This window comes from Gammaproteobacteria bacterium (assembly GCA_029884425.1).
Lineage (GTDB): Bacteria > Pseudomonadota > Gammaproteobacteria > S012-40 > S012-40 > JAOUHV01.
On sequence record JAOUHV010000032.1, the window covers coordinates 1 to 13,643 of the forward strand.

At 56.9% G+C, this 13,643-nt stretch carries 15 protein-coding genes; 6 read left to right on the forward strand and 9 right to left on the reverse strand.

Going from position 1 to position 13,643, the window contains the following annotated elements; translation table 11 throughout:
* Positions 1–1,607 (forward strand): hypothetical protein (locus OEW58_09360; GenBank protein ID MDH5301555.1); only part of this gene is annotated, 1,607 nt, incomplete at its 5' end.
* 61 nt (positions 1,608–1,668) lie between these two features.
* Here OEW58_09360 and OEW58_09365 read toward each other — a convergent pair.
* From OEW58_09365 to OEW58_09380, 4 genes are all read right to left on the reverse strand, one after another.
* Positions 1,669–2,004 carry a hypothetical protein gene (locus tag OEW58_09365; protein ID MDH5301556.1) on the reverse strand — a complete coding sequence of 112 codons (336 nt, stop codon included), beginning with the start codon at positions 2,002–2,004 and terminating at the stop codon, positions 1,669–1,671.
* 12 nt (positions 2,005–2,016) lie between these two features.
* On the reverse strand, positions 2,017–2,790 hold the full coding sequence (locus tag OEW58_09370) for an ABC transporter permease (protein ID MDH5301557.1): 774 nt from the start codon (positions 2,788–2,790) through the stop codon (positions 2,017–2,019).
* Complete coding sequence (locus OEW58_09375) at positions 2,787–3,707, reverse strand: ABC transporter ATP-binding protein (GenBank protein MDH5301558.1); 921 nt, start codon at positions 3,705–3,707, stop codon at positions 2,787–2,789. Before OEW58_09375 ends, OEW58_09370 begins: the two co-directional genes overlap by 4 nt.
* A gap of 110 nt (positions 3,708–3,817) precedes the next feature.
* Positions 3,818–4,495: a ComF family protein gene (locus OEW58_09380; GenBank protein ID MDH5301559.1), complete on the reverse strand. Its 678-nt coding sequence runs from the start codon at positions 4,493–4,495 to the stop codon at positions 3,818–3,820.
* 97 nt (positions 4,496–4,592) lie between these two features.
* Here OEW58_09380 and bioB point away from each other — a divergent pair, with 97 nt between their 5' ends.
* The 5 genes from bioB to bioD are packed head-to-tail and all read left to right on the forward strand — an operon-like array spanning position 4,593 to position 9,147.
* Positions 4,593–5,636 carry a biotin synthase BioB gene (gene bioB / locus OEW58_09385; GenBank protein ID MDH5301560.1) on the forward strand — a complete coding sequence of 348 codons (1,044 nt, stop codon included), beginning with the start codon at positions 4,593–4,595 and terminating at the stop codon, positions 5,634–5,636.
* On the forward strand, positions 5,636–6,787 hold the full coding sequence (bioF, locus tag OEW58_09390) for an 8-amino-7-oxononanoate synthase (protein MDH5301561.1): 1,152 nt from the start codon (positions 5,636–5,638) through the stop codon (positions 6,785–6,787). The genes bioB and bioF overlap by 1 nt, the downstream gene beginning before the upstream one ends.
* A 1-nt stretch (position 6,788) precedes the next feature.
* The gene (bioH, locus tag OEW58_09395; GenBank protein MDH5301562.1) at positions 6,789–7,574 is read left to right on the forward strand and encodes a pimeloyl-ACP methyl ester esterase BioH; all 786 of its coding nucleotides are present in this window, start codon (positions 6,789–6,791) and stop codon (positions 7,572–7,574) included.
* Positions 7,564–8,448, forward strand: coding sequence for a malonyl-ACP O-methyltransferase BioC (gene bioC, locus OEW58_09400; protein MDH5301563.1), 885 nt, complete (start codon positions 7,564–7,566; stop codon positions 8,446–8,448). The genes bioH and bioC overlap by 11 nt, the downstream gene beginning before the upstream one ends.
* A 24-nt stretch (positions 8,449–8,472) precedes the next feature.
* On the forward strand, positions 8,473–9,147 hold the full coding sequence (gene bioD / locus OEW58_09405) for a dethiobiotin synthase (protein MDH5301564.1): 675 nt from the start codon (positions 8,473–8,475) through the stop codon (positions 9,145–9,147).
* Positions 9,148–9,327: 180 nt separating this feature from the next.
* Here the strand turns inward: bioD and OEW58_09410 are convergent, their stop codons facing one another.
* The 5 genes from OEW58_09410 to ftsY all read right to left on the reverse strand — a co-directional run bounded on the left by OEW58_09410 (position 9,328) and on the right by ftsY (position 13,450).
* On the reverse strand, positions 9,328–9,612 hold the full coding sequence (locus OEW58_09410) for a peptidylprolyl isomerase (protein ID MDH5301565.1): 285 nt from the start codon (positions 9,610–9,612) through the stop codon (positions 9,328–9,330).
* A gap of 63 nt (positions 9,613–9,675) precedes the next feature.
* Positions 9,676–10,527 (reverse strand): RNA polymerase sigma factor RpoH, encoded by an 852-nt coding sequence (gene rpoH / locus OEW58_09415; protein ID MDH5301566.1) that lies wholly within the window; start codon positions 10,525–10,527, stop codon positions 9,676–9,678.
* A gap of 187 nt (positions 10,528–10,714) precedes the next feature.
* A complete protein-coding gene (gene ftsX, locus OEW58_09420) occupies positions 10,715–11,782 on the reverse strand; it encodes a permease-like cell division protein FtsX (protein ID MDH5301567.1) in 1,068 nt (355 codons plus the stop codon).
* A complete protein-coding gene (gene ftsE / locus OEW58_09425; protein MDH5301568.1) occupies positions 11,775–12,443 on the reverse strand; it encodes a cell division ATP-binding protein FtsE in 669 nt (222 codons plus the stop codon). The genes ftsX and ftsE overlap by 8 nt, the downstream gene beginning before the upstream one ends.
* Positions 12,444–12,448: 5 nt before the next feature.
* Complete coding sequence (gene ftsY, locus OEW58_09430; GenBank protein MDH5301569.1) at positions 12,449–13,450, reverse strand: signal recognition particle-docking protein FtsY; 1,002 nt, start codon at positions 13,448–13,450, stop codon at positions 12,449–12,451.
* Positions 13,451–13,643 lie beyond the last annotated feature (193 nt).

A 13,643-nucleotide genomic window follows, 5' to 3' on the forward strand; every position in this document is an offset into this window, starting at 1 on the left:
GGGGTGCAGACTGGTCGTTGTTCAACATCAATTCACCCGAAAATGACCGGATTAACGGCTGGGCTAATTACCGTTACCTGGATGCGGCCAATAACGTGATTTACGAAGGTGAAATCAATCGTGACGGTAGCGGTGCGATGGATTGGCGCAAGATGCTGCCCAACAACGTCGAGCTGGGTAAAACCTACTCGTTCAGCATGCATCATGAGTGGATGGATTGGGATAGTGCCACCCAAACTCAGGTTCCTGCGACATCGGATGTGACAGTGACTGTCATGATTAATCGTGCGAACAACACCGATGGCACACCGGCGGTTATGAAGGATTTGCTGGGCAAAAAAATTCCTGTCATGAAGGTTAATGTGTCTCAATCTGAGACACGCAAAGTGGGTACGCAAACCCAGACAGACGGTGGCAAGACTGCGTTCTACATCGTGCAGCGCTATGGTGTAGAAGGTGCGGCCCATGTTTGTGCCGCTGCACCGGCCAACAACGACGAAACCAGCTGTCCTACCCAGGATTGGGAAACTGCCTTGGCGGATGTACGTTTCGGTATCATTTCACCTGACAAGGATATGCCGGTTGCTAACTTGCCAGCAGAATGGGCTGGTACGGTGTGTAATCCTCTTGCGGATGCCACTATCCTTGCCAACACGGTATGTATGACTACGCCTACGGATTTGGTTGCAGGTACTGGCGGCGCGACACCAATGCCAAGTTATGATGTGTTTGGTGCACCCGTCGCTATTGACACTGTAAACCATACGTTTACCGCCAATATGATCTCTACTGGCCTAGGCGTGAAAACTGTGCGTGACTCCTGGTTGGGTGCGATGGCCAAGTACATCAACGAGATCGATCGTCGCCAAGACAACAACAGTAATCGCGGTTGGTTCTACATCAACTTTGATGCTAACGGTAAGGGTGTTGAGCCTGCTAGCTGGGATCCTGTGACCAACAAGTCATACTCATTGCTGGCTGCGACAGCGTTTGTTATCGATACCGAGATGGATGGTGTGGCAACTGGCGGTGTTCCAACCAACTACGCCGCGTTCTCTGCGCCTAGCCTGGATGCGACTTCCACCTTCCATTACGCCATCCCTGGTGATGGTGTGGGCGGCTTCAAACCCCACTATATGACGGCAGAAGCGAAGTACTACGATCCAACCGCAAGCTGTAGCGATGGTAATGGCAACACCTGGACTGGATGTGATGTTCCCTTCACTTCCGGTGGCGTTTCCGGTAACTACGTTGAACTGCTGGACCCAATTGCTGATGGAAACAGAAAGCACCTGGCATTCAGCTTCAACCTGCCAGTGGTTAATACCACTAACTACAAGCAAGTGTGGATTAACTGGGAAGAAAGTGCTCCTGGGTCAGGTATCTGGCAGCCATACTGCGCCAGCAACGTAAGCATCTGGTTCAGCATGGCAGAGAAGGTAGGTGCTCAGGTTGACTATAATCCGGCTAGCACCGAAACTGACGACGTCCACGTTACACAGAATCCTGTGGGTTGGTACATGGTGAGAAATGCAACACCTATTACCTATGCTCCAGGTGATCCAATGCCTGATGTGGCAACAGCTTGTGCTGCACCAGCAATTTAATTTCAATCCCTAGAGGTTGAAATGGAAACGGGACCTTCGGGTCCCGTTTTTTTATGTCTGGCTATCGGGTTTTTAGTTCGCCCAGCAGTTTTTCAGGCTTGGTATCCACATCATTGGCGCGATACTTGGCCAGTTCTGGAAATTCCGCGGCGGCCTTTTTGATTTTGCTGCCCATAAAGCAGAAGGACGCCTTGTTCAGCTTAAACAGCATGATCAAAAAAATCACCGAGGTGATCGCCTCGATGTAAAAAAAGATCGGCGGGAATTTGTCGACCAGCATGGCGAAGGTGAAAAAGTAGATCAGGAAGATGATCCCAATGGTGACGCCGATACTGACTTTTATCGACGTCTGTTTTTCCTGCAGTTGTTGAAGTTTTGCTATGGCTTGTTCGCTCATCTAATTTTCCTGTTATTTGCGGATGCCAATACCGTTGTTGAGCAGGTACATCGCCCAGCTGAACAACAGCGCGTTAAAACCGATGATAATGCCAAACGCAGTGCCGATGGCAATATCGGCGGTGCCGAGGATGCCGTAGCGGAACGCATTGACCATGTACAAAATCGGATTGGCCTGCGATACCGCCTGCCAGAACTCCGGTAGCATTTTGATGGAATAAAATACACCGCCCAGATACGTCAGTGGCGTCAGCACAAAGGTCGGCACGATGGAGATGTCGTCAAAGCTGTTGGCGTAAACCGCGTTGATGAAACCACCCAGCGAGAACAGCGACGCAGTCAGCAAAATCACCAGCGTGGTGATAAACCAGTTGTCGATGGCCAGATCAGTAAAAAACAGCGAAATGCCGGTGACGATAAAACCAACGCACAGGCCGCGCGCGACCCCGCCGGCGACGTGCCCCAGCAGAATGATGTAATTGGGCGTGGGCGAGATCAGCATTTCTTCAATATTGTGTTGGAACTTGGCGCTGTAAAACGATGACACCACGTTGGCGTAGGAGTTGGTGATCACCGCCATCAGGATCAGTCCCGGTACGATGAAATCCATGTAGGCAAAGCCGTCCATGTCCCCGATTTGCGAGCCGATCAAGCTGCCGAAAATGACGAAGTACAACGCGGTGGTGATCGCCGGCGGTAGCAGCGTCTGAATCCAGATGCGGGTAAAGCGCAAAATTTCTTTGACCAGAATGGTTTGAAACGCGATGTAGATTTCTTTGGCGTTCATGCGGATTTTTTCTCCACCAGGGACATGAACAATTCTTCCAGACGGTTGACCTTGTTGCGCATGCTGCGCACACGAATCTGGTGGCGACTAAGATCGATGAACAACTGATTCATGCACTGTTGTTTTTTGACATCCACTTCCAGCGTGGTGCTGTCGAGTTGGCGCAGCACGTAATTGTCGATGGGGGGCAGGTGTGCCTGCTCGCTTTCCAGATCCAGCACAAAGGTTTCTACGTTCAACTGGTTGAGCAGCGCCTTCATGCTGGTGTTTTCCACCAATTTGCCGTGATTGATGATGGCGATGTTGCGACACAGTTGTTCGGCCTCTTCCAGATAATGGGTGGTGAGGATGATGGTGGTGCCTTGTTCGTTAATTTCCTTGAGGAACTTCCACATGCTCTGGCGGATTTCGATGTCCACGCCGGCGGTGGGCTCGTCGAGAATCAGCAGCTTGGGGCGATGCACCAGCGCGCGGGCGATCATCAGTCGGCGCTTCATGCCGCCGGATAAATTGCGCGCCATTTCGCGGCGTTTGTCCCACAGGCCCAGTTGTTTGAGCAACTGTTCGGTGCGGCTGCTCGCCTCGGTGCGGGGAATGCCGTAAAAGCCGCCCTGATTGATGACGATTTCTTCCACCGGTTCAAACACGTTGAAGTTGAACTCCTGTGGCACCAGACCGATGTGGCGTTTGACGTCGCGGCGCTCTCTGTCCAGATCAAAACCAAACACCTGCACGCTGCCGCTGGTTTTGTTGACTAGCGAGGAAATGATGCCGATGGTGGTGGACTTGCCGGCACCGTTGGGGCCGAGCAGGGCAAAAAAATCACCCTGGGCCACTTGCAGGTCTATGCCTTTGAGGGCCTCAAAGCGGTTGCCATAGATTTTTTTCAGATCGTGGATCTGTAGTGCTGGGGTCATGGGCTAGCTGCTGACAAATGTGGGCGGGCTATTTTAGCCGATTGCAGCGCTGCCGTCAGTGTTTGCGATGCGGATGGCCGCCCCGACACACGGGGCGGCGAAGCTTTGGGCTAGACGATGGCCCGTGCGATCAGCCAGACGTCGATTTGTTCGACGCCATTTTTGCGCAGCAGTTTGCTGATTTCGTGGACGGTGTTGCCGGTGGTCATGATGTCGTCCACCAGCGCAACGTGTTTGGCGTCAAATGGTTGACGAAGATCGAAGGCGTCCTTCAGGTTATTTTGACGCTCCAGCGCGTCCAGCCGGGTTTGCTGCGGGGTGTCACGGACGCGGCGCAAACTGTGAAAATCCAGCGGGACCCCCAAGGTCTTGGCGACGGGTTGGGCAATGGCCAGGGCCTGATTGAAGCCGCGCTGGCGCAGTCGGGTGGGGTGCAGCGGTACGGGCAGAATGCATTCGGGCAATGGGTGTTCGGCGACTTTGTCTGCCAGCATGGCAGCAAATTGCGGCAACAGGTGTAGCTGGTCGCCAAATTTGACGCCCTTGATCAGGTGATCCACGGGCGGCGCGTAGACAAACAGCGCCAGGGTGCGATCGAACAGCGGCGGGCTTTGCTGGCACTGGCCGCAGGTCAATGAATCGTCACTCAGCGGCATCGCGCACGCCTGACAGGCGTGGCCCAGCAGTGGCAGGTCCTGCCAGCAGGGGGCGCACACCCCGGCGGAAAACGGAGTGGAGCTTTGGCATAGCTGACAAGGGGTGCTGGCAATTGATTTCTTTTTGAGCATTGGTAAACCATCCTGCGCGGTTAAAGTTGACAGAAAAAACGCTTGCTCTAAACTCTGGGCCATCCATGCTAGTTATAGACCACACAGGAGTTTTTGCATGTTGGACAACACCGTTTACGAGCGCATTAACGAAATCACTCTGCGCATCCTCAATGGCGGCGAGATGAGCGTCGAGGAAGGCAATTGGATGATCAACCTGCACGACGACTACGTGCCGGCGTTGATGGCCGGCGCCGATCGTCTGCGCAAAACCTACCGTGGCCACGAGATTGAAGTCTGCGCCATCTCCAATGTTCGCTCCGGCAACTGTTCCGAGGACTGCTCGTTCTGCTCGCAGAGCGGCCACCACAAGGAAACTGCGGCACCGGTTTACAACTACATTCCCAAGGAAAAACTGGTCGAGCAGGCCAGACAGGCGCGTGAGTGGGGAGCCAGCGATATCGGCATCGTCTCCAAGGGCTGGGGCGTGCGCAACGACAAAGAAGCCGCACAGCTCAAGGAATACCTTTCCGTGCTGAAAGACGAAACCGACATTGGCCGCTGCGGCAGCCTGGGCGTGTTGACGCCAGACACGGCGAAAATGCTCAAAGAAGCCGGACTGGAAAACTACCACCACAATCTGGAGGCGGCGGAGAGCTTCTTCCACAACGTGTGCACCACGCACACCTATCAGGAAAACATCGACACCATCATCGCTGCGCGCGATGCCGGTTTGCGCGTGTGCGCTGGCGGCATTCTGGGCATGGGTGAAACCCCCGAGCAGCGCATCGAGCTGGCCCAGACCCTGCGCAGCGTCGGCGTCGAATCCGTACCGCTGAACTTCCTGAATCCTGCCAAGGGCACGCCCATGCAGGATCAGGAGCCGATGAAGCCCTACGAAATCTTGCGTGCGATTTCTACCTTCCGCTTCATGCTGCCCAAGGCGGAAATCCGCATTGCCGGCGGTCGCGGTTTTCTGGGTGACATGCAGGCGATGATTTTCATGGCCGGTGCATCCGGCGTGATGATTGGCGACTACCTGACCACCAAGGGCCGCAGCGTGCAGAACGACATCGATATGATGAACGCCCTGGACCTCAACGCCCGTGGCGACACCCAACAGCGTCGCGCGGCAGCACAGCCTATCACCTTTCATCGCTAATGCCCTTTGACCATCTGGCGGCGCGCCTGAAGCAGCGCCGCCAGCAGCACCTCTACCGCCAGCGCCGTACCACCCAAGGCCCCCAGGGGGCCGAGCTGGTGGTGGATGGTCGCGCCCTGCTGAATTTCTGCAGCAACGATTATCTGGGCCTGGCCAACCATCCCGAGGTGGTGGCTGCCTTCAAGCGTGGCGCCGACGACTACGGCGTCGGCAGCGGTGCCGCGCATCTGATCTGCGGCCACTCGACGGCGCATCATGCGCTGGAGGACGAGCTGGCCGAGTTTACCGGCCGTCAGCGGGCGCTGCTGTTTTCCACCGGCTTCATGGCTAACCTGGGCATCGTTACCGCGCTGCTGGACAAAAACGACGCGGTGTTCGAGGACCGGCTCAACCACGCCTCACTGCTGGACGCCGGTTTGGCCAGTGGTGCGCGCTTCAAGCGCTATGCCCACGGTGATGTGGCGGCGCTGGAAAAGCATCTGACGGACTCAGATGCGGAAAATAAGTTAGTACTGACTGACGGTGTGTTCAGCATGGACGGTGACGTTGCGCCGCTGGCAAAACTGGCCACGTGCTGCGCCCACCAGAATGCCTGGCTGATGGTGGATGACGCCCACGGTTTTGGTGTGCTCGGCCCGCAGGGGCGCGGTAGCGTCGCGGCGGCTGGGCTGGATGCGCAGCAGGTGCCGGTCTACATGGCCACCCTGGGCAAGGGCGCGGGCGTGTTCGGCGCGTTTGTCGCCGGCAGTGAAACCCTGATTGAATACCTGATCAACGAGGCCCGCAGCTACGTCTACACCACCGCTATGCCACCGGCCCTGGCCGCAGCGCTGCGCGCCAGTCTGCGCCTGATCCACAGCGAGCAGTGGCGGCGTGACAAGGTCATGGCCCTAGCGGCACGGTTCCGTGCGGGGGCCGGGCAGTTGGGATTTCAACTGTTGCCCTCGGACAGTCCCATCCAGGCGCTGATTCTGGGTGACGAGGCGCGCGCCATCGCCGCCAGCGAAAAATTACTGGCGCAAGGCATTCTGGTCAGCGCCATTCGCCCGCCGACGGTGCCCAAGGGCACGGCGCGGCTACGCATCACCTTCAGTGCCGAACATAGTGAACAGCAGGTGGATCAGTTGTTGTCTGCCTTGGAGAAGATTTAGAGTGAGCAGTAACTTATACATCAAGACGCTGGGCCGTGGTCCCGATCTGGTGCTGCTGCATGGCTGGAGCTTCAGTCATGTGGTCTGGCAGGACGTGGCCGAGGCGCTTGCGGATTTCTACACGGTGCATCTGGTGGATCTGCCCGGTCACGGTCGCAGCGATTTGCCCGCAGGGGATTACACCCTGGACTCGGTCACTGCCATGCTGGCGCAGCATCTGCCGCAGATGGCAATCTACATGGGATGGTCGCTGGGCGGGCAGATTGCGCTGAATCTGGCGCTGCAACAGTCCTCCATGGTGCAGAAACTGATACTGGTCACCGCCAATGCCCAGTTTGTCAAAAGTGACAACTGGCCGTTCGGCATGGCCCCAGAAGTGCTGGCGGGGTTTGGCGAAAGTTTGGAGCAGGACTGTCGCGCCACGCTGCAGCGTTTTCTGGCGCTGCAGGCGCGTGACAGCGAAAACGCTCGCGAGACCATCAAAGTCCTGCGCGAGCGCATGGCGGATGAACCCTTGCCGAGGATCGAGGCGCTACGGGGAGGGCTGGACATTTTGCGTGATACGTCCCTGCCGGCGCGCCTGTCGCAGATCCGCTGCCCGGTGCGTCTGGTGTCCAGCCTGCGCGATGCGCTGGTGCCTGCCGAGGCGATGCAGCTGATGTGGGAAGTGTTGCCCGATGCTTCGTTGTTCCAGTTTGAATATGCCGGTCACGCCCCGTTTCTTTCTCATCCCCAGGAATTCCTGCAGGTGATCGAACCGTTTTTGGGGATAGTGCATGAAGGATAAACCGCAGGAATACCAGATCGATCAAGCCTGGATTCGCAACAGCTTTGACAAGGCGGCCGGCAGTTACGACAGCGCGGCGGTGCTGCAGCGCGAAGTGGTCAATCGCCTGATCGAGCGGCTGGAGTGGATCAAGATCGAGCCGCAGGTGATTCTCGATGTGGGTGTGGGCACCGGCTATTGCGCGCGTCAGTTGCGGCAAAAATACAAAAAGGCCACGGTGATTGGTCTGGATCTGGCGCCGTCCATGATTCGCCAGGCGCGCAGTCAGGTTCCGTGGATGGACAAGTTGCGCGGCAAGCAGCGTTTCGTTTGCGCCGATGCCCATCATATTCCGCTGGCCGACAACAGCGTCGACATGGTGTTCTCCAGTCTGGCGATTCAGTGGTGCAATGACCTGGATCAGGTGTTCGCCGAGTTTCGCCGCGTGCTCAAACCCGGCGGTCTGGTGATGTTCGCCACTTTGGGGCCGGATACCTTGCGCGAACTGCGTTTGGCTTGGCGGGCCGTGGACGACTACGCCCACGTCAGCGCGTTTCTGGACATGCACGACATTGGCGATGCGCTGGTGCGTCGTCGTCTGGCCGATCCGGTGATGGACGTGGAAACCATCACCCTGACCTATGATTCCGTGCGTGAGCTGGTGCGCGATCTCAAAACCCTGGGCTCGCGTAACGCAGCCTCAGGACGTCAGCACTCACTCACGGGGAAACAGCATTTCCTGGCCATGGAGCAAGCCTACGAGCAATTCCGCCGCGATGGCATGTTGCCGGCCAGCTACGAGGTCGTCTATGGTCACGCCTGGGTGCCGTTGAAAAAAGGGCCAGAGATTGCGAGCCGCGCTGTAGATTTTCCGATTCCGATACGACACATTTAAACCTTCACACGAGAGAGGCAGGGCATGAAAGGCTATTTCATCACCGGAACAGACACGGATGTGGGCAAAACCGTAGTGACTGCCGGCTTGGTCGAGGCATTCAACAAACGGGGTACGCCGACGGTGGGGCTCAAGCCGGTGGCGACCGGCAGTGAAGGCAACAAAAAAGGCATGTCGCCAGACACTGAGTTTTTGATGAAAAACGCCAAGGTGGAGCTGCCCAAGGAGGAAGTGACGATTTACAGCTTTGCTCCGCCGGTGTCGCCCCACATTGCCGCAGTTCATGCCGATGCGCGCATCGAAATGGAAAAGCTGGTTACTTCGATCAAGAAAACCGCCAAGAAAGTGGACATGGTGATTGTCGAGGGGGTTGGCGGCTGGCTGGTGCCGCTGAACGAATCCGAGACGGTGGCCGACCTGGCCGTTGCGCTGCAATTGCCGGTGATCGTGGTGGTTTCTATCAAGCTGGGTTGCATCAATCACGCGGCGTTGACCATGGATGCCATCCGGGGGCGTGGCCTGAAAATCGCCGGCTGGGTTGCCAACCTGCGCCATGTGGATACGCCCAATGTTCCTGATGTCATCAACACCCTGGTACAAAACGCTGCCGATGCCCCCATGTTGGGCATTATCCCGCCCATGCGTTCGGTGACGCCGGTTGCGGCGGCACGTCACATCAATCTTGATTTGCTCGTTTAGGCGGGCAATTTTTCTCGTTGCGAAAATTTATCGATGCGCCGGTGAGGTATCCTGTGCGGGCGTTGTCTGCAAGTTTCTGAAATTTTATCTTGTATGTTGGGTGGATCAGTAGCAGAACGGTTGTTTTCTGCCGGCTTTAGGGGTAAGGCTGGCTGGAAAGCCAGTTCAGCCACGATAGAATCAAGATTTGCGCGCCGTTACCCAAATCAGGTGATGGCCGTAGGGTGTGACCACCGGTCCCAGGACGCAGTTAAGTTCACCGCTGAAAACAGCGGCGTCGAACGCTGCTACCATTTTTCCTTGCGGGATAATTCCCAGATCGCCGCCGACGCGCCCTGATGGGCATTGCGAAAATGCTCTCGCGAGGCGGTCGAAATCCTCAAAAGACAGGATCTGCTGTTTTAGCTCGATGGCTTGTTGCTCGGTTTCAAGCAAAATGTGGCGGGCTTTGGCTTTGTGAGTCATGGGTCAGGCAAGAATGGAAAAGGGAGCCAAGGCTCCCTTTTTTTGTTGTGTACCCCGGGCGGCTTAGGCGAATGCGGCTTTCAGTTTTTTGATCGCGGCATTTTCCAGTTGGCGAATCCGCTCGGCAGATACGCCGTACTCGGCAGCCAGGTCGTGCAGGGTGGCCTTGTCGTCGGCACCCCAACGCTTGAGCAGGATATCGCGGCTGCGCTCGTCCAGTACCGCCAAGGCGCGCTTCAGCTTCTCCTGGGTGTGATCTTCCCAGTCGCTTTGCTCCAGCACCATGGCCGGGTCGGCATTGTGGCTGGCCAGGTATGAGGATGGCGCGACGTGATTGTTATCGTCGTCATCGTCCGCGAAACCGTCAAATGAGGCGTCGTGCGCGGCCAGGCGCTTTTCCATTTCCAGCACATTTTCCGCAGTCACGCCCAGTTCGTCGGCCACTTTCTGTACTTCGTCGTGGCTGAACCAGCCCAGGCGCTCTTTGGATTTGCGCAGGTTGAAGAACAGCTTGCGCTGGGCCTTGGTGGTGGCCACTTTGACGATGCGCCAGTTGCGCAGGATATATTCGTGAATTTCGGCGCGAATCCAGTGAACGGCAAAGGACACCAGACGTACACCCTGATCAGGGTCAAAGCGTTTGACCGCTTTCATCAGGCCGATGTTGCCTTCCTGGATTAAGTCCGCCTGGGGCAGGCCATAGCCAGCGTAGCCGCGTGCGACATGCACCACAAAGCGCAGGTGGGACAAGATCATCTGGCGTACAGCGTTGAGGTCGCCGCTGTCACGGAATTCCCGTGCCAGGCGTTGCTCTTCGTCCACACCAAGCACCGGGATACTGCTAACGGTCTGGATGTAGGATTCCAGACTTCCCTGGGCGGGATTGAAGTTGGCAGATAACACGATGTTGCTCATTGAACCTCCATTCGCAGTTTGAGAATTCTGCGGTTAATACTAGCACTCGATCTTCAATAGTGCCAATTTTAGCACTCAAGGCCTTTGAGTGCTAATTCGGCCAAGAGTTCCGCTTGCTGAAGGCTGAATTTGCCGGGAAGAACTGGGTTTGAAAAGCCTAATTATTTTAATGGGTTAGCCTAAAAGGCTATAGGTCCAGTTCTTTCAGGTAGCGGTTGACCGCCATCCATGCGCCCCCCAGTCCCAGGGTGGCACCAATGGCCAGCACCGACAAAATATCGGAGATGCCCAGGCCGCGCAGGATGAAGCTGCTTTGGTACAGCTCTGCCAAGTGGTTGGCCGAGGGGGCGATCCAGGCGATGGCCAGGGTGACCAGGAATATGGCCAGCAAGCTGCCGACCAGGCCATAAAACAGCCCGCTGTAGAGGAACGGGCGGCGGACAAAGGCATCAGTGGCGCCAACCAGTTTGTAGACCTCGATTTCGGCGCGGTAGTTTTGGCTGAGCAGGCGAATGGTATTGCCCACCACCATCAGCACCGCGAACGTCAGGAACAGGCTGAGGAAGGTCGCGCTGCGCTGCAAAATGTCGATGATGCCAAACAGGCGTTCAATCCAGGCCATGTCCAGTTGTGCCATGTCGACCAGTGGCAGCTCACTGAGCTCGTCCCGTAGCTGCTGAATGCTGTTTTTATCCTGATCCAGGCGCGGCAAGACCACCAGCACATGCGGCAGGGGATTTTCGTCCAGGGTTTTGAGAGCCTCGGTGAAGCCGGACAGGCTTTCAAACTCGCTCAAGGCTTGTTCGCGGCTAATGTAGCTGACCTCGGCAATGTCGCTGCGGTCGCGCAGTTGCTGTTGCAGCGCCAGTGCCTGACCTTCGGTCGTTTGGCCTTTGAGGAACAGCGAAATCTGCGCGCTTTCTTCCAGGCCACTGCCCAGTTGCTGGGTGTTGGTGATCAACACTTGCAGTGCAGCAGGCAGCGATAAGGCTACGGCAATCACCAACACAGTCATCAGCGTGTGCAGCGGCGTGGCTTGCAGGCGCTGTCTGGCGCTGTGAATCGCCAGTTTGTGACTGGCCCAATAGCCCGTGCTGCCGCGAGGCAGGCGAGGCCCGCTGGCTTTGACCTTGGGCGGCTTGGGCCGGTTGGTGGCGGCTGGATTGGTTTTGGGGCGGCGCTCCGGAATGCCTTGTTTGGGGCTGCGATCCAGTGGGGTGGCACCGCGGCCACGATCCTGTTTTTTATCAAACATGCCCGTGCTCCAGCAGTACACCGTCGTTGATGATCAGGCGACGGTAGGGCAGGCTGTTGATCAGCTCGATGTCGTGGGTGGCGATCAGGGTGGTGACACCGACCTGTTTGAAGCGGACGAACAAATCCATGATTTCCCGTGACAGTTCGGGGTCGAGGTTGCCGGTGGGCTCGTCGGCCAGCAGGACTTTGGGTTTGCCGACCACGGCGCGGGCGATGCCAACCCGTTGCTGTTCGCCGCCGGACAGAGCGATGGGTAGGGCATTTTCCTTGTGCAACAGGCCAACCTGATCCAGTGCAGCGCGTACACGCTTGCCGATTTCGTCGTGGCTGTAGCTGCCACACACCTGTAGCGGCATGGCGACGTTGTGAAATACGCTGCGGTCGTTGAGCAGGGTCGGGCTCTGAAAAATAATGCCGATGCTGCGGCGGAAATAGGGGATGTCGCGCGCGCCCAATTGCGCCAGATTTTGTTCACCGACGACGATTTTGCCGCTGCTGGGACGCTCGATCAGCGCGACCAGTTTCAATAAGGTGCTTTTGCCTGCGCCGGAATGGCCGGTGAGAAAAGCAATTTCACCGGTGGATAATTCAAACGTGATGTCCTTGAGCGCTTCCTGGCCGCTGGGGTAGCGCTTGCGTACGTGTTCAAAACTGATCATCTGGGTTAACCGGCCTGCTCGTCGTCTTTGGCCAGCAGTGCCTCAATGAAATCGTCGGCATCAAACGGACGCAGATCGTCAATGCTCTCGCCCACGCCAATGTAGCGAATGGGAATGCCGACTTTTTTGGCCAGCGCGAACAAAATTCCGCCCTTGGCAGTGCCGTCCAGTTTGGTGAGGGTCAAGCCTGTGAGGTTGACGGCCTGGTGAAACATCTGGGTCTGGTTGACGGCGTTTTGACCGGTGCCGGCGTCGATGACCAGCATGGTTTCGTGCGGTGCGCTGTCGTCCAGTTTTGTCATGACTCGGCTGATTTTTTTCAGCTCGTCCATCAGGTTGCTCTGGGTGTGCAGGCGTCCAGCGGTGTCGGCAATCAGCACATCAATGCCGCGGGCGCGGGCAGCCTGCAGGGCGTCGAAAATAACGGCGGCTGAATCGGCACCACTTTGCTGGGCGATGACGGGTACGTTGTTGCGCTCGCCCCAGGTTTGCAGCTGCTCAACGGCGGCGGCGCGGAAAGTGTCGCCCGCTGCCAGCATGACCGACTTGCCCTCGGCCTGGAATTTTTTCGCCAGTTTGCCAATGGTGGTGGTTTTGCCCACGCCGTTGATGCCGACCATGAGGATGACGTAAGGTGATTTTTCGCTGTCGATCTGCAGTGGCTGGTTGACGGGCTCGAGCAGGGCGCGCATGTTTTCCTTCAGCGCCTGCAGCAGAGCGTCGGTGTCAGCCAGCTGCTTGCGGGCGACGCGCTGGGTCAGGTCCTGGATAATTTGCTGAGTGGCTTCGATGCCCACATCAGCGGTCAGCAGCAGGGTCTCGATTTCTTCCAGGATGTCATCGTCGATTTGCTTCTTGCCCAGGAACAAATTGGCGATGCCCGAGCCGAAATTTTGCCGGGTACGGGACAGCCCCTGCTTGAGTCGGGAGAAAAATCCCGATTTTTCGGTCTGATTCTCGGCAGTGGCGTCAGTGGAATTTTGGGACTTCTTCTTGAAACCGAACATGGTTAAGGGTAGTTTCCTGTATCAAACTGCAAAAACAATAAAGGCGCTATCCTATCATCACCAAGGATAGGCGTCACTCGAACTAGCACAATCCATACAGAGGATAATCATTTCATGAATCGAAAAACGGTGATCAGTTTGGCCGTGGCGGCCACGCTGACGGTGGGTAGTTGCGTGATCATGGCGGGCCCAG